The 17,281-nt window shown below is 64.0% G+C and carries 10 protein-coding genes; 4 read left to right on the top strand and 6 right to left on the bottom strand.

Annotated elements, in window-relative coordinates:
- The first annotated feature begins 81 nt into the window (after positions 1-81).
- Complete coding sequence (locus ABJO18_RS08775) at positions 82-1,284, top strand: hypothetical protein (RefSeq protein ID WP_348506332.1); 1,203 nt, start codon at positions 82-84, stop codon at positions 1,282-1,284.
- A 141-nt stretch (positions 1,285-1,425) separates the two neighbouring features.
- Positions 1,426-2,571, top strand: coding sequence for a hypothetical protein (locus tag ABJO18_RS08770; RefSeq protein WP_348506330.1), 1,146 nt, complete (start codon positions 1,426-1,428; stop codon positions 2,569-2,571).
- 73 nt (positions 2,572-2,644) lie between these two features.
- Here ABJO18_RS08770 and ABJO18_RS08765 read toward each other — a convergent pair whose 3' ends face one another.
- Positions 2,645-6,235: a M1 family aminopeptidase gene (locus ABJO18_RS08765; protein WP_348506328.1), complete on the bottom strand. Its 3,591-nt coding sequence runs from the start codon at positions 6,233-6,235 to the stop codon at positions 2,645-2,647.
- Between the two features lie 22 nt (positions 6,236-6,257).
- On the bottom strand, positions 6,258-7,145 hold the full coding sequence (locus ABJO18_RS08760) for an ABC transporter ATP-binding protein (RefSeq protein WP_348506327.1): 888 nt from the start codon (positions 7,143-7,145) through the stop codon (positions 6,258-6,260).
- Between the two features lie 199 nt (positions 7,146-7,344).
- Here ABJO18_RS08760 and ABJO18_RS08755 point away from each other — a divergent pair, with 199 nt between their 5' ends.
- Positions 7,345-9,171 (top strand): ATP-binding cassette domain-containing protein, encoded by a 1,827-nt coding sequence (locus ABJO18_RS08755; RefSeq protein ID WP_348506325.1) that lies wholly within the window; start codon positions 7,345-7,347, stop codon positions 9,169-9,171.
- A gap of 55 nt (positions 9,172-9,226) precedes the next feature.
- On the opposite strand, the gene ABJO18_RS08750 is transcribed toward ABJO18_RS08755, so the two are convergent.
- Positions 9,227-11,890 (bottom strand): M14 metallopeptidase family protein, encoded by a 2,664-nt coding sequence (locus ABJO18_RS08750; RefSeq protein WP_348506323.1) that lies wholly within the window; start codon positions 11,888-11,890, stop codon positions 9,227-9,229.
- Between the two features lie 57 nt (positions 11,891-11,947).
- Positions 11,948-13,933 (bottom strand): alkyl sulfatase dimerization domain-containing protein, encoded by a 1,986-nt coding sequence (locus tag ABJO18_RS08745; RefSeq protein ID WP_348515838.1) that lies wholly within the window; start codon positions 13,931-13,933, stop codon positions 11,948-11,950.
- Between the two features lie 197 nt (positions 13,934-14,130).
- Between ABJO18_RS08745 and ABJO18_RS08740 the strand changes: the two genes are divergently transcribed.
- Positions 14,131-14,817 (top strand): Crp/Fnr family transcriptional regulator, encoded by a 687-nt coding sequence (locus tag ABJO18_RS08740; RefSeq protein WP_348507837.1) that lies wholly within the window; start codon positions 14,131-14,133, stop codon positions 14,815-14,817.
- Here ABJO18_RS08740 and ABJO18_RS08735 read toward each other — a convergent pair.
- On the bottom strand, positions 14,764-16,629 hold the full coding sequence (locus ABJO18_RS08735) for an adenylate/guanylate cyclase domain-containing protein (RefSeq protein ID WP_348515837.1): 1,866 nt from the start codon (positions 16,627-16,629) through the stop codon (positions 14,764-14,766). The genes ABJO18_RS08740 and ABJO18_RS08735 overlap by 54 nt on opposite strands.
- A 41-nt stretch (positions 16,630-16,670) precedes the next feature.
- Positions 16,671-17,273, bottom strand: coding sequence for a hypothetical protein (locus ABJO18_RS08730; protein WP_348507835.1), 603 nt, complete (start codon positions 17,271-17,273; stop codon positions 16,671-16,673).
- Positions 17,274-17,281: the final 8 nt, after the last annotated feature.

The following is a 17,281-nucleotide window of genomic DNA, read 5'->3' as shown; positions in this document are numbered from 1 at the left end:
CATTCGACTCAATTCCGAGCGCGAGGACAGACCTCACCTTAAGTCCGGCCGGTCTATGACACCTGTCTGGGAGGGTCCTCGATGGCACGTGTCCGCGAAACCATGCGCTCGGATCTGCGCAATATCATCAAGGGTGGCGCCACATCGCGGATCCTGGATCTGTATTCGATCGCCCAGCGCTATGGCGAATACGACCGCCACAGCGCCAACCCCTTCTTCCTGCATCCGCGCCTGAACCGCTGCTTCATCATCAAGCACACGGTGCGCGTCCATGAACGCCCCTATGTGATGTCGTCCCAGCCGGTGGTGACCAAGGTTCTGGTGCCGCTGGCCGACAGCGATCTGTCGCTGGGCGGGCATGCCGTCTTCGTCGAGGAAATCGGCTTCGCCCAGAAGATGCGTACCCTGTTCGAGCGCCCGGACGAGCCGCACCTGATGGATCTCGACCTGATCCGGCTGCGCGAGCTGGCTGCGCTGCCCAGTTTCGATCCTTTCATCCTGGCCGAACGCTACCGCGATCACGTCCGGCCGATCGACGAGCTGTATTTCAACATTTCCGATCACGAGAAGGAGCGCATGGAGGATTCCGTGGCGCGCCAGATCGTCGACGTGGTCAGCCTCGCCTTCGGCGATCATTCCCAGCAGGACAAGGAACGCGCCCTGCGCTTCACGCGGCAATTGCTGGCCTGCGACCTGGACGGTCGCCTGAGCGATCTGCGCCGCTCGCTGGACATGACCGAGATGGAGTTCCGCTCCGGCATCTTCGGCTGGCGGGGGATCCTCTACTATCGCTATCACATGAACGAGGCCCTCTCGGCACTGAAAGGCTTCATCCAGCAGATCAAGGCGGTCTCGATCGTCGGCGCCAGCGAGCACGAATATTCCGAGCTGCAGCACATGCGCCGCGCGATCATCGACGAGACCCGGCATCGCTGGGCCTGCCTGACGACGGTGATGGAGGAGTACGAGACCGTGTTCGGCCGCTTCTGCCGCGGCGAGGATGCCCATGGTTTCCGCAACTTCCTCCTGAAAGCGCCCTCGCTCTTCTATGACGTGGGGAGCGATCTTTCGGTGGTGGGGCACGTGCCCGGCTACTGGCGCTACTGGGCGAAGCAGAATTCCAAGGGCTTCCTGCATGCCCGCGAGGCTGTGACGCTGTTCTCGGACTTCATCGCCAGCGTGACCCGCACCTCTCCCGGCGCGAGCCATACTGCCACGGAAGCGCGCCGGCGCCTGCGCTCACCCATCCCCCAACCGGTCGTCGTGACGACGGACGCGGCCTGAGACCGCGCCATCGTCCTGCCCGCCGGGGCTGCTGCCCACCGTTCAGGCAGCAGCCCCGCATGCAGTGCAAAAGCGCAAGGTCATCCGATATTAAACTGTTCCCGCTAGCGTTGCAGCGATGGGGCAATCAGGACGGAATGGATGAGCGGGTCAGACAGAAGCAGCCTTCGCCGGATCGTGCGCGGCGGTGCGACACCCCGCATTCTCGACCTGTGGTCGATCCACCGCAAATACGGCCAGACCCTGGAATTCGCGGCGAAGCCCTTCTTCCGCAATATACGGCTGAACGCCAGCTTCATGCTGAAGCACACCGTTCGCCCCCATGACCGCCCCTATCTGCTGACCGAGAATCCGGTCGCCACCAAGCTGATCATCCCCGTTTCCGTCGATGACCTGGCAATGGGCGGGCACTCCTTCTTTGTGGAGGAAAAGGGTTTTGACCGCCGGCTCAAGGAATTCCTGGGCACCGGCTCGATCAATCCGAAATTCGAGGCCGACCTGCAGCGGGTGAAGGAACTCGCCGCGATGCCCTCCTTCGACCCTTTCCTGCTCGCCGACCGCTATGCCACCGGCGAACGCCCCGTCGGCCGCTTCTATTTCAACATCTCGCCGGACGAGCAGGAAGCGATGCTGGGCCATGTGACCCGGCAGATTTTCGGCATCGTCAATCTGGCCTTCAACGACGAGATCCTGAGCCCGAATGACGACCGCGCCCGCAAGTTCGCCCGCCAGCTTCTGGACGGCGAGGACAAGCAGAAACTCGTTGGCCTGCGCGAAACTCTCGGCATGAGCGAAGAGCAGTATGAAGAGGGCATTTTCGGCTGGAAGGGCATTCTCTACTACCGCTGGCGCATCCGCGAGGCCCGCGACGGGCTGCGGCAATTCCTGGTCGAGCTGAACAATGTCACCGTTCGCGGCGCAACCTGGGAAGAGAACAAGGAAGTCAACGATATCCGCCGCGCCATCCTGAAAATGGCGAAGGATCGTTGGAGCGCCCTGACCACGGTGATCGACGATTACGACGCCCAGTACACGCGCTTCTGCAAGGGCGGCGACCCGACGGCCATCCGCGACTTCCTGCTCAAGGCGCCGGCCTATTTCGGCCAGCTGGGCAGCGACCTCTCGGCGGTCACCCACGTGACGTCGTTCTGGAATTACTGGTGGACCGACCGGGAGAAGGGCAGCCTGTCGGCCGACGACGCGCTGGACATCTTCCCCAGCTTCCTGCGCTCGCTGACCCGCACCTCCGAAGACATCCACTATACCGACGTGCACGCGGCAATCTGACGGTCAGGCGCTCGCTCCGGAATCAAAACGGCCGGCCCGCCAGGCGGACCGGCCGTTCTGTTTTCTGCTTTCGCTATTCGACTGTCACACGGACGAGATTGTCGTCGGAGTCGCGGTCGATCAGCTTGTTGTAGGGATCGATACCGGCATAGAGCGGCTGCTCGTCGACGATGAGCTCGATGCGCATTGTGGTCTCGTCGATCCGGTGTTTCTCCATGTAGAGCACGTGATCGCTGCCTTCATAGGCATCGTCGAGATTCTCCGAGAACAGGCCGATATCGATCATGTAGTCGATATCCTCCTCGGTCTGTTCGCCGGCCCCGTCGGCCTCGAACTTGTGCGCCTCGATCTCCAGGGCCACATCCCAGCGCCCGTCCTCGCGTTCGGTGGCGGTCGCCGATGTGACCTCCAGATCGAACAGGACGATGCGCTCGAAGAAGTCGTGGATCACGCCTTCCCATTCCGGCCCGGCTTCGGCGCGCAGGATGCGCAGGAAGTCGAGCGTGGTAGCATACGGGTCGGTGGAATAGGCCCGTTCGGCGATCAGCTGCTGCATGACGCGGTTCACCACATCCTCGCCGAGATAATCGGCCAGGGCATACATGATCACGGCACCCTTGCGGTAGTGGATGTAGGCCTGGTTCTCGACCCGGTAGAGCGGCAATTCCTCGATCGACTCGGAGCCGCGAGCCGACAGATAGCTGTCGAGCTCGTATTTGAGGAAGCGGCGCATATGGTCTTCGCCATATTCCTCGCGCATCACCATCAGCGCCGAGTACTGGGCGAAGGTTTCCACCAGCATGGTGGAACCCTGCACATTCGCCCCCAGCACCTGGTGTGCCCACCACTGGTGAGCCGCCTCGTGCGCGGTCACGTAGTAGACATAATCGATATCCGACGGGTCCGAGAGGTTTGCGATGAAGCCGATGCCCTCGGAATACGGGATCGTGTTGGGGAAGGACTGGGCGAAGGTCTGGTAGGCCGGGAATTCCAGGATCCGGAACTGGCGGTACTGGAAGGGGCTGAAATGCTCCGAGAAATAGGCCAGTGAGTCGGCCGAGGCCTCGAGCATCCGGTCCACATTCCAGGCGTGGTCGGGATGGTAGAAGACCTGCAGATCGATCCCGTCCTGCTCCTGCTCGGCCACCGCATAATCGGCAGAGAGCCACGAGTAGAAGTTCAGGATCGGCCGGTCCATCACGTATTCGAAGTACCGGCGGCCATTCTCCTCCCATTCGCGTTCCAGATAGCCCGGCGCGACGGCGATCTGGTCGGCCGAGGTCGACACGATCGTGCGGAAGGTGACGTAGTGGGACCCGGTCAGACCGTTCTCGTCCCAATGGCTTTCGTCTTCCAGCGGGAAGGCCCGGTCGATCGGTTCCAGTCCTTCACGCCGGCGTTGCTGGCGATCCTGCAGACGCCAATTGCCGTTGAAGCCGATATTGGCCATCGATTCGCCATTGTTGAAGAAGGTGCCGTTGTAATTGACCGTGCTGACATTGCCCGCATTGCGGAAACCGGGATTGGCCCGCTCGACCGAGAAGCCGAACGTGCGCGTCTCGCCCGGCTGCATGGGCGTGTCGAAGCGGAAGGAATAGGTCAGGAAACGCATATCCTCCGCGTCGGCCTGCCCGCCCTGCACCTCTTGCGACAGCACCGTCGTACCGTAGCCATAGGACACCCACAGCGTATCGATCGGCGCGTCCGTCTGGTTTTCCAGCACATACTGGCCACGCGCGGTATAGCGACGCTCGGAGGGGTAGATGTCCACCTCATAGGCCGTTTCCACGATGGTCGGCTGGTCGACGTCCTGCAGATAGAGATACTCCCGCTCATATTCGGCTTGCAGCCCGCGGAAGTCGTTAGAGGACAGGTACTCGTTGCGGATATTCGTGTTGTAGAAGATCCAGCCGCCTGTGCCGGCAATGCCGGCCAGGGCGACAACGATCAGACCCGCCGTTGCCGGCGTCATGCCGCGGCCGAAGGCCCCGAGACGGGCCAGGATCGGCGACAGCGACCCGCGGCTCCAGAGCCGGTAGGACAGGACGAGCAGAAGCAGCGCCCAGAACGACCAGTAGGCATAGAACCACAGCGAAATGCCGAGGAAGTGGCCATAGCCGTTCATGTCCGAATAGGGCGCACCGGGCGTGCCGCCATACTGGTAGAGATTGTGATCGAGCCCCATCTGCGACATCACGATGGAGACGATCAGGAAGACCAGCATGAAGGCCATGCCCAGCCAGCGATTATTCATCAGAACCTGGGCGAAGATCGCCAAGGCTGCGAAAATCGCCGTCGGCAGGATCATCCCGACCAGGCCGCGCAGGGCGTACTGATCCCACTCAACCGGAGCAAAGCCCTGGATCATCTGGGATACGCCACCGGCAAGCAGAGCCAGGCCGATCAGGCTGACGACAACCAGGCAGAGCGCGAGGAATTTGGTCGCCATGAACACCCAGCTCGGTGTCGGCGTCGCGTCCACGATGTAGGAGAAGCCGACCCGGCGCTCGCGCCACATCACTTCCGCCGCATAATAGATCACCACAACGCTGGGCAGCCAGGAGAAGGCCCCGTTGATGACGTCGATCATGATCCGCGTCACCGGGTAATTCGGTGTGCCGTAATATTCATTGCCCAGGAAGAAGCCCGGAACGGTGTTGAGCAGACCCAGGACCAGAAGGATCCAGAAGGCCACGTTGAACACCACGCCCTTGAACTCGAAGCTGAGCCGGGCGAGGAATTGCTGGAAGGCGGCTCCACCATCGAGTTTCGGCGTCACGCGCGGCAGCTCGATTTCGGAGATGGCATTGGCCGCGCCGGCCGGAGCAACGGCGCCCGCGGCCTTGCGGCCGGGAAGCTTGAAACTGCCCTGTCGGAAGCGGAAGGTCGCGACATTGATCGCCAGCAGCACCAGGCCGATGCCGATCCAGAGCAGGCGGTTCTGCATCATCACGCCTTCGAAGGCGACAACCCGCTCGTTCTGGTCGAACACCGTCCAATAGCGCGTAACCTCGCCGAATGTGTTGAAACCGAAGGGGTCGATCAGCGCGAGCGTGTCACGCAGGTCCGGTTGGGACTGAGACAGGCCGACGCCGACAAAATAGAGGACCAGCAGCGCCACGAAGGCCGCATAGGTCGCAATGGTCGAACGCGTGAAGTTGGCGACCGTGAACAGGATCGTGCCGATCACCCACAGATTGACCAGCCCGAACACGGCAAAGAGATAGGGATACCAAGCGAGATTTGTGGGCCCGACCAGTTCCGGGTCGAGCCAGGGCATGACGCTGCCGATGAGGAAGGCCAGCGGCACGGCCGAGAACACCAGGGCCGTGATCACGAAACCGCCGATGAAGCGGCCGAGCACGAAATCGAATTCCCGCACGGGCCGCGAATAGAACAGTTCAGACGTCTTGAACCCGAAGTCCCGCAACACGCCGGACGACAGGAAGACCGTCGGTATGATCGCGCCGAATATCGAGAAGACAAGGATGTTGATGGTCAGCGCATTGGGCGAGTTGATGTTGACGGATCCACCACCGCCGACCTGGATCTGGTCGATCGTCACCCCGCCGAATACGAGCAGGAAGAAGATCGCAAAAATGGCAATGGATGCCGGCGAAAAGAGCTGAAACCGGAATTCGAATCCGGCGATTTTCCAGAGCATGGCTGAGCCTCCCTCGCGCCGCTTATGCAGCGTTGGCGGCCCGGCGGCCGTCGGTGATGGTGGCGAAATAGACATCCTCGAGATCCGGCGTCGCAGCTTCGAAGCCCTCGCCCGGATCGGTGTCCGACAGGACCCGCACCAGAACCTGGCCCATCGTCAGGCGTTCGGAGATGACGTTGAGACGGGAGCGGACAGCCGGCAGTTCACCCTTGGCCACCGTCTTCGCCCAGACCTTGCCGTTCAGCTGGGCAATCAGATCCGCCGGAGCGCCCTGCGCAACGATCTTGCCGCCATTCATGATCGCCATGGCCGGGCAAAGATCGGCAACGTCCTCGACGATATGGGTCGACAGGATGACGACGACATTCTCGCCGATTTCGGACAGGAGATTGTGGAAGCGGTTGCGCTCTTCGGGGTCGAGGCCGGCGGTCGGCTCGTCGACGATGATGAGTTTCGGATCACCGAGCAGCGCCTGGGCAATGCCGAAGCGCTGGCGCATGCCGCCGGAATAGCTGGCGACGGACTTGCCGGCATGCTGGGTCAGATTGGTCTGCTCCAGCAGGGCTTCGACGACCTTCTTGCGCTCCTTGCCGTTGGAAATGCCCTTGAGCACCGCCAGATGATCCAGCATCGCGCGGGCTGACATGCGCGGATAGACGCCGAAATCCTGCGGCAGATAGCCCAGCACCGAACGCAGCGCCTTGGGTTCGCGCACGACGTCGATACCGTCGAACGTCGCCGTACCGCTGTCCGGCGCCTGCAGCGTTGCCAGCGTGCGCATCAGCGTCGACTTGCCCGCACCGTTCGGGCCGAGCAGACCGAACATGCCCTTGGGAATGTTCAGCGTGACACCGTCCATGGCGCGCACACCGCCCGCGTAAGTCTTGGTAAGATTGTTGATTTCCAGCATATCCCGTCGCGACCCCTGTGAGCCGCCTCCCCTGAAAATGGCAAAATTGGGGCAAGACTAGGCCTGTCCCGGTTCGCGCACAAATGAGCCTTTGTACAGAAACCCCACCAGAGGGACGGTTATTCCCTTTGTCCCCCCTTAATGTGCGCGATGCCGGAAACCCGTGACGACAGGCCCGCGCAATTGTATGCGTCGGCGCATGGCACCACCGCTTCTCACCCTGCAGGGCATTCATCTCACCTTTGGCGTTACGCCACTGCTCGACGGCGCCGACATGCAGGTCGGCGAAGGCGAGAGGCTGTGCCTCGTCGGCCGCAATGGCTCCGGCAAGTCGACCCTGATGAAAGTCGCCGCCGGGCTGGTCGAAGCCGATGGCGGCGATCGCTTCGTGCACCCCGGCGCGACCATCCGCTATCTCGAACAGGACCCGGACCTGACCGGTTTCGCGACGGTGCGGGACTATGTCGTCGCCGGGCTGGCCCCGGGCGATATGGACTATCGCGCCGACTATCTGCTCGAACAGCTCGGACTGACGGGCGAGGAAAAGCCCGACGTGATCTCGGGCGGGGAAGCCCGTCGTGCAGCGCTGGCCAGAGCACTCGCACCGGATCCCGATATCCTGATGCTCGACGAGCCGACCAACCACCTCGACCTGCCCGCTATTGAATGGCTGGAAGGCGAGCTGGCCGCCTGCCGTTCCGCCCTGGTGCTGATCAGCCACGACCGGCGTTTCCTTGAAACCCTGACCCGCAAGACGCTGTGGCTGGACCGCGGCCGCACGCGCCTGCTTGAAAAAGGCTTCGGCGCCTTCGAAGCCTGGCGCGACGAGGTGTTCGAGCAGGAGCAGGAAGAACTGCACAAGCTCGACCGCAAGATCGTGCGCGAGGAAGACTGGCTGCGCTATGGCGTGACGGCACGCCGCAAGCGCAATGTGCGCCGCCTCGCCGACCTGCAGGACCTCAAGCGCCAACGCGCGACCCATCGCGGGCCGCAGGGCCAGGTGAAGCTGGAGGCGAGCCAGGCCCAGGATTCCGGCAAGCTGGTCGCCGAAGCCCGGCATGTCTCGATCGGTTTTGGCGGCCGTTCGATCGTGAAGGACTTCTCCACCAAGATCGCCCGCAAGGCGCGGATCGGCCTGGTCGGTCCCAATGGCGCCGGCAAGACGACCCTGCTCAACATCCTCACCGGACAGCTTGCACCCGACGAGGGAGAGGTGCGCCTGGGCACCAAGCTGGAGATCGCCAGCCTCGACCAGAAGCGCGTGGCTCTGAGGGACGACTGGACCGTGTCGGAAGCGCTGACCCAGGGCGGCGGCAGCCAGGTCGAGGTGGCCGGCAAGACCAAGCATGTCATGGCCTATATGAAGGACTTCCTGTTCCCGCCGGAACAGGCCAACACGCCGCTGCGCGTGCTGTCCGGCGGCGAGAAGGCCCGCCTGATGCTCGCCCGCGCCCTGGCCCTGCCCTCCAACCTGCTGGTGCTCGACGAACCGACCAACGATCTCGATCTGGAAACGCTCGATCTCCTGCAGGGGCTGATCGACGACTATGCCGGAACGGTCTTCCTGGTCTCGCACGATCGCGACTTTCTCGACCGGGTCTGCACCAGTGTCATCGTCTCGGAGGGCGACGGGCGCTGGCGTGAATATGCCGGTGGCTATTCCGACATGCTCGCCCAGCGCGGCCGTGGCGTCTCGCCGGATGACCGCACAGGCAATGTAGCCGCCGCCAAGCCGGCATCCGCTACGTCGTCGAAACCGCAACCGGCGGCCCCCAAACAGGAAAAACGGCGGATGGCGAACAAGGATCGCTATGCGCTGGAACGCCTGCCGGGCGAGATCGACGCGCTGGGCGAAACCATCGCGAAGCTCGAAGCGCAGATGGGCGACCCGGCGCTGTTCGCCGACAGCGCGCGCTTCGCCCAGGTCTCCCAGCAGCTGGCCGACGCCCTCGCCGAACGCGACGCAAAGGAAGAACAGTGGTTGGAGCTGGAAGCCTTGCGCGAGGAAATCGAGGGCGAGGGCTAAAGCTTCGTCAGCCTGAGCCTCCGGGGCGGAACCCCGGAGGCTGCAAGGCGATTGGCTAGCGGAAGGCGCGGGAGCGCGACGGGCCCAAGATCACGGCGTTGAGCAACAGAAGATCAAGACCGTCGAGATAGGCCCGGGTGGTCGGGGACTGGGTGAAGGCCACGACCTGGCCGCTGCCATAGCTGCGCGACAGGACAAAGGGCTTGTAGGCCAGTTGTCCGGCATAGTCGTCCCACAGATACCCGCCGGCAACGAGCTCGTCCGGGCCGGCAAAGCGCAGCGCGGTATCGGCATCGTCCATCTCGACAGGCGCATAGATGTCCGATCCGGTCACCAGCGCCGCCGCCCCGCGGTCATACCCCGCCGACATCCACACATCCGGATTGGCTTCAACGCGGGCCAGAGCGCCCGGCGAAGAATCCGGCATGGCGCCGGAAGCCGTCTCGCTGGCACGCAATTCTTCCCGGTTCGCCAGGATCCGTCCGTCGATCACCTCGCCACTGGCCGAGGCTTCGCGGGGCGAGTCTGCGGCGCGCTCGCGCTGGGCCGGCATCATCGCGACCTCGCTGTCCGCCAGCCAGCGGGTCGCGTCGCCCAGGCCGACAACGACGCCGCCGCCGCGGGCAAAGCCCTGGATCGCCGTCCGGCCGCCATCGCCCAGTTCCGAACCCAGCTGACCCCAGCGTTGCTCGGGCAGGATCAGGACATCGTAATTGTCGAGATTGGCCCGGCTGATCGTGCCTGTGCGAATGACCGCAACCGGAATGCCGAAGCGGCGTTCCAGCACATAGCGAGTCGCGCCGGCAGAGGTCGGATCGACTCCGTCACCCCAGGCCATCGCCACCCGCGGCTCGCGCACCGGGTAGAAATTGTCCGAACCGGGATTGGGACCGTCATCGACCCAGCTGCTGGGCATGCCGTCGAAACGCGCGCCGATCTCGGCCGCCAGCCGCGTGATCAGATTGTCCAGATCGTCCGGCGCGGAATGACGCGGCACAACGACGCTGCCCCGCGGATAGGTGATGTCACCGATGCGGAAGCTGGCATTCGTCGTGCGCATGGGCACGCCTTCCTGGGCGAGAGCCGCCACCAGATAGGCCTGGCCGGCATCGCTCCAGGGGATGACATAGCCCCACTCTGACGAGCCACCACCGGCGATCCGTTCGATCGGCATTTCAGCGTTAACCGGCTGGGCATCGACCGCCGGCGTACGGCGGCACTCGACGGCATCCACATTGCCCATCAGCGGCAAGGACCAGGCGGTCACGTCATAAAGCTCATGCCCCAGACCTTCACTGCGGCGGCGCTCCTGCTCACGCATGAAGTCGGCGGGCAGATCCGTCGTCGCTTCCATCAGGGTGCGGGCGAGACGGCCGGAGGGCTGGTCGAAGCGTACGAGGAAAGCGCCCGCCTCGAAGCTTGCACCACAGGCCGACGCACCCGGCGCCAGCCGCGACACGGCAATATCCTGGGCTGCCAGGTTCCGCGCCATGCGCTCGGCGCCCCAGCGATTAGAGGCGATGTCCAGAAGCACGGCTTGCGGCGCGTCAGCGCTCGTCGAAGCACTGTCCCGGAAAGCCACGAAATCGCGCAGGAAGCGCGGCCGGTTCTCGGCCACCACCTGCGCCGTTGAAAGGCTGGCGATGAAGTGACGGTCGACCCCGTCGGCATAGGTCAGCAAAGACCCGTCACGGCGGCGCCATTCCAGACCCCGCGCCGAGGCCTGTTCATAGGTCATCGCGATGGCGCCCTGCAGGGTCGGCCACATGTCACCATAGCCGGGATAGAAGGCGTCGAAGACTTCGCGCGTGTAGTAGTCGTATCCAAGACGGTCGAACCATTCGCCATGATTGCGGCCGATCAGCGCCTGGGCGGCGCGCTGGCTGTCGACAATGTTCGGATTGAAGGGTTCCGCCGACGGCGCGAAGAAATAGCTGCTGTCCCCGCCCATCTCGTGGGCGTCCACCACCACGACGGGCCGCCAGTCCAGGATGGCATCGACGCGTCCGCGCGTCTCCGGCTGGGTGCGGGCGAACCAGTCGCGGTTGAGATCGAAGAGATAGTGGTTGAACCGCCCGCCGGGCCAGGGCTGATCATGCTCGGCCGTGAACCGGTCTTCGCTGGGCGACAGCCCTCGCGCTGCCCGGAAGGACTGGACGAAGCGGTTGCGGCCGTCCGGATTCTGGCTCGGATCAATGATGACGATCGTATTGTCCAGGATGGTGTCGACCACGTCGTCGCCGCGCGCGGCGAGCAGATGATAGGCCATGCGCAGGCCGGCATCGGTCGACGAGATTTCGTCGCCATGCACGCCATAGGACAGCCAGACGACAGCCGGCAGGTCGGCGATCAGACGATCCCGGTCCGCCGCATTCAGGCCTGCCGGATCGGCAAGCTGTTGCAGGCCGGACTGGATCGTGTCGAGCCGGTCCATCGTTTCGGGACGGGCGATCACGGCATAGACGAGCGGACGGCCCTCCCAGCTGCGGGCGTATTCGACAACGCGCATCCGGTCAGCCGATGCTTCGGCGAGCGTATAGAGATAGTCGACAGCCTCGGCCGGCGGCGTGATCTCGGCACCGAACTCGTAGCCGTATTCGGACAGGAGGCTGGGAACAGCATCATCATACTGGACCGTCAGCGGCGCCGTTTGCGCCCCCGCCCCGATGGTTCCGAAAAGCGCCGCCAGAATTGCTGTCGCCAGTGCACGCATCGCCATACCCCTCATGTCCTTTGTCGCGGCAATTAATCAGGTTTTCGTCGCAGCGCAAAAGCTTCAACGCGCATCAGGCCGCCCGGTGACGATCGGAAAGTCCGGATCGGGCTGCTCCAGCAAGGCAAAGAAGCCCAGAAGCGCGCGCCGGTCGCCACGAATGGCAAACTCCTGCGAGGCGAGCATGTCGAGCAGGCCGGCCTCCTGTTGCAGCAGGCGCATCCAGAAGGTGCGGGTCAGCTCGACTGTCGCATCCGCATCCGGCCGGGCCTCCCCGCGGTGATGGTGCATGACCCCGTTGGACAGCTCGATGACGTGTGTCTCGCCGACGTCCGTGAAGACGAAGTTGAACACACGGTTCTGGCGGGCAGCGCGCAGCCCGTCGATCCGCGTGGCCATCGCCGCAAAGAACATGTCGAGCGGGATCGCGTCCAGAATACCTTCCGATGCCCGCACCGCGTCTGTCTGCGGAATGCCGTGCCGCAATTCACGGGCAGCCGACAGATATACATCCCGCCAGGGCGCCGACTCGGCGCGGTAGCCGAGCTGTTCATAGCTGCGTGCCAGGATGGCGGCGGCCGCCTCATTGCCCGGAACCGCATAGACTGCATGCTGGGCCAGCTCGGCGGACCAGCGATAGTCGCCGCCTGCAAACGCGGTCTCCGCCGCCGCGATGACGGCCTCCGCACCACCAAGCAGATCAACATAGCGCTGCGCGGCCTCCCCCCTGGGCAGAGGGTCGAGATTGGCCGGAACACCGTCATACCAGCCAAAATAGCGTTGATAGACCGCGCGCGAATTGTGCCGCAGCGTGCCGTAATACCCGCGCACGGCGAACCGGCCGGCGAGCGCGTCCGGCAAGACAATCGTCTCGGCGATCTCGTCCGGCCCGAGGCCGCGGGCCGCCAGCCGCAGGGTCTGGTCGTGGATGTATTTGTATATATCGCGCTGGGCGACGAGGAAGTCGTCGACATCGCCCGCGCCCCAGACCGGCCAGTGATGGCTGTTGAAGGCCACCTCCGCGCGCGCGCCGAAGACGCGGCGGGCTTCCTCTATCCCTGCCGACCAGGCCAGCGCGTCGCGCACCTGCGCGCCTCGCAGTGTGTAGAGATTGTGCAGATTGCGCGAGACGAGCTCGGCGCCGCACCAGGCCTGGAAATCCGGGAAAAACACCGTCAGCTCGGCCGGGGCTTCGGTGTCCGGCGCGTACTGGAATTCCATTCGCACACCATCGATTTCCAGCATCTGGCCGGTATGGTCGATAATGATATCGGGCTCAGCGATGGTGTGGCGGCCCAGTGCGGGATGCTTGCCAAGGCCGGAGCCGACATGCCCGCGTGCGGTGCGCGGCAGATGCGTGCCATACATGTAGCCGGCACGCCGGGCCATCACGACACCAGCCATGACATTCTCGCTGACGGCCTCCTCGAGAAAGCCGGCCGGCGCGATGACAGGGACAGGACCCTCGCCCAACGCGCCCTCGATCGCCTCGACGCCGCCGAAATGGTCGATATGGCTGTGCGTGAGGATGACGGCGGATACAGGCCTGGGGCCGAGCTCGCGCTCGACGAGCGCCAGCGCCGCCTGTGCCGTCTCGACCGATGTCAGCGGATCAATGACGATCCGTCCGGTCTCACCCTCGACGATCGACATGTTGGCCAGGTCATAGCCGCGGACCTGGTAGATGCCCGGAACAACTTCGTAGAGACCATATTCGGCATTCAGGCGGGCCTGCCGCCACAGGCTGGGATGAACCGTATCCGGCGCGTCTTCCCCATCGAGGAAGGCATAGTCGGCGGGTCGCCAGATCGAACGCCCGTCAGCATCGCGGATATCCAGGTCGTCGTCGCGTGCGACAAAACCGCGCCGCACCAGCGCCCAGTCTTCATCGTCGATCAGCGCGGGATCGCGCGCGATTTCCGCGTTCAGACGGCCGGTCGCAGCGGTTGCCGGAAAGGCCCCGTCTGTATCGGCCTCATTTGCTGAAATCTCCGGCGGCTGTTGCGGTGAAGGCCCGGAGCACGCCGCCACGAAAAGAAGAGCAGCCATGGCCATAATCGTCGCCCGTTTGCACACCATGTTCGAACCTCCCCGCCTGAACACTGTTTACTCCACGCTAACCTCTCAGCTCACGCTTGGCGACAAATCCCGTTCGTTCGGTACTTTCTCCGGCAGAGTGCCTTGGTTTTCCCGGCAGGTCCCGACTATCATTCGCAAACGTGCGGGATCGATTCGGAGAAATGCGGATGGAGCAGGACGAGGCTTGGACCATAGCCCTGGACTCGCTTGACATTCCCGAGCCGGGGGCCCGCGAGGCATTGATCGCGATGTCCGAGATCCGTCATGTCGAGGTCGGCACCACGATTATCGCCCAGGAAGAGGATGAGGATCATGTCTTCATCCTGCTGGAGGGGTCGGTCCGCGTGGTATTGCTGTCCGAGAACGGTCAGGAGATCTGGCTGGACTGGTTCGGTGCCGGCGCCATCTTCGGTGAGCTCGCAGCGCTGACCGGTAAACCGCGAACCTCGGAGATCGTGGCGGAGACACCGTGCCGGATCGCGGCACTCACCGGCGCACAGTTCTTCGACCTGCTGCGTCGGCATGGCAGTATCGGTCTGGCCCTGTGCCGCATTCTGGCGACCCGCATCCATCACACCACACAGCGCATGTTCGAACTGTCTTCGCTGTCGGCGCCGGGCCGCATCTACGCGGAATTACTGCGCATGTCCGAACCGTCGGACAAGGCCGGCAACAGCCGGACCATCCAGGTCGCCCCGTCCATGACCGAACTGGCCCGCCGCGTGAACACCACGCGCGAAACCACATCCCGCACCGTGAACGATCTGGAACGTCGCGGCCTGCTCAAGCGCAATAACCGGTCATTCGAACTGGTCGATCCCGATCTGCTGAGCCGCATGCTCGGTTCGAGCTGACGCCCGGATTTCTCCCGATGCCGGAGACCCGGGCGCGACGCTGCGCAGCGCGTAGAGACGTGTCATCGGCAGCAGCGGATCGATTTCGGTCCGGCCGACATATTCGCATCGAAATTCGGCGGGTCTGGACATCGACAGAAGTGCGGCGAAGGCTTCGCTGACGAAGATCGATCCGGGCACCGTCACGGACTCGATTCGTGAAGCGACAGCCACTTGCCCGCCGAACGGGGCCGTCCGTTTCTGTACCGGGTCCATACCCTCCTGCACCGGCCCGCAATGGCCGCCAATCCGCAGTCCGAGCCCGGGCGGCAGGTCCAACGCATCCAGGTCGATCGCATCGAATGCGCGACGCAGACCGACGGCGGCGCGCGCGGCCTCCGCGACACTGCCGAAGACGAGGAAGAGCCCGTCGCCCCAGCTGTCGGTATAGAGCGGGCGGTCGGGCCCGCTCTCGCAAACTTCCGCAAGCCTGCCGAGAACCTTCTGGACAAAGGTGGGGATACGATCGTCGGGCACGGAGGTGGAACCGCGAATGTCGAGAAAGAGCATGGTGCGGATCACGAGATTGAAGTCGTCGCTTGCGGCATCGCCGGCGATGACCGGCAGCGATGCCGACGGCACGCTGCGCTCGAAGCGAAGGATATGCTGCGGCAGTCCGGACTGGCGCCAGACCGCGGCATCCCTGGCCGTACCGGATTCCGAACGCCCGGCTTCGCCATCGAAGACAAGCAGCTGGACCGGTGTGCTGGCCAGCACCGACGCCCGCATCCGCGCCATGCCCATGGCGACCACGCTGGCATGATTGAGGCTGAACTCGGAGAGGATCCGGCGGTCGGTCGTGACTTCCACGATGTCTGCAGCCGCTTCCAGACACACCTCGCACCGGCGCACCCAGGCCTGTCCGTAGGGACGCACGGACGCATCGATGAAGACCGCAACGGGTACCGGCAGAACGACGGTCAGAGCGCACCCGGCCGCCAGACCCGCTTCGGCAATCAGTATGTCGGATCCCGCCGCGAGCGCCCCGTGCAGGGGACCGATATTCTCGCGCTCCAGCAGGGTGGCGATGGCGGTCTTGAGCCGCACTTCACGATCGGGCGCGACCATCCCGTCACCGGCTCCCGAGCGGAAAAGATGACCGGCATAATGCGCCGGCCGCGGCGGTTCGAGCGCATCGAGCCAGGCGTCGGGCATGTCCAGTGCCGCAGCGATCAGACGCAGCTGGCGCAGCGTCGTCGCATGAGCGAGATAGTTCTCGCGATCGCACGCAATCGCGGACCGCAGCGCCATATTGGCCGCGCCCGGCTGGGCGAGCAGGAGATGGGCTTCGGCCTCGGAGGCTTTCTGGTAGTAGGCGGCTTCGGGGTCCAGCGGCAGGCCGGAGCGGCAGCTTTCCAGGACCCGGCGTGCAAGATCGACCGAACGCTCGCGATCGCCGGCCAGCAAAGCCATGGTCGCTGCATTGATACCGGGATAATGACCGCCCGTCTGTTCGAAGACTGCGGCGTATCGATCCGCGGACGATCGCGCCAGCGTCGGGAAGTCTTCCGCGTTGGCCTCGAAGGCCATGGCCTTGAGAAGACGCGCACCGAGCGCCAGACAGTCCTCGTTGTGGCGTGCTTCGGCGAGGCGGAAACGATAGAAGTCGCGCTCGGCACGCTCCAGAGCGCCGGAACGGATGAGACACAGGACAGCCCGGTGGCGCAGCCACAGATCGTCGGGCCGGTGGCGCAGGGCGTCCAGGCACAGATCATAGGCCCGTGCCAGATCGCCCTGCTTGAACCGGTCGGCAATGTCGTCGCGTTGCGTCATTCAGTCCTGCCCGTCCCGGCCCGGCGGCCGGGCGGTTTCAATCAGGGAATGACCTTGATCTTGGGATCGATAATGACGCGTGTCGACTGGTTGCCTGCGTCCTGCGAGGCCTTGATGAAAAGCGAGTAATCATACTCCCCGGCCTGCGCACAACTAGCAAAGAGCTCGAAACTGTAGGGTTCGCACGTCGCGCCGTTCAGCATCAGCCAGGCCAGGCCGCAGAATTCGCCGGCCGGCACTTCAGACTTGAACTTGATCCGGGCAGGCTCGAAACCCCATCCTGGAATCTGCACATGGAAGATGAGACGCGCCGGTGCTTCGACCGTTTCGTCGAAGGGGCTGGCGCCCATGGTCGCGCTGGCTGTCCATTGTCCGGCCAGCGCCGACAGCACCGCGGTGCGAAGCGTCGACGTGTCGGCCAGCGGGTACTGGGCGACGGTATCGGCGAAGGTGACAAAGATCGCCGAGATGTCGGCGTCATCGAAATTCTCGCGCCCGGCATCGCTGCCCTGGACGACGAGAAATCCGTCGGTTGCCTTGGCGATCAGGCTGATCTGGGTCACGCCCACAGCCATGGCGCATGCGTCGGTCAAACCGGATTGTGTCTGGCTGCCATCCAGCCAGGTTGCGTCGATCGTGCTCATGATTTCCC

It is taken from the genome of Maricaulis sp., assembly GCF_039978735.1.
GTDB lineage: Bacteria > Pseudomonadota > Alphaproteobacteria > Caulobacterales > Maricaulaceae > Maricaulis.
Note: the sequence above shows the minus strand (reverse complement) of the source record. Positions and strands in the feature narration are given on the sequence as shown.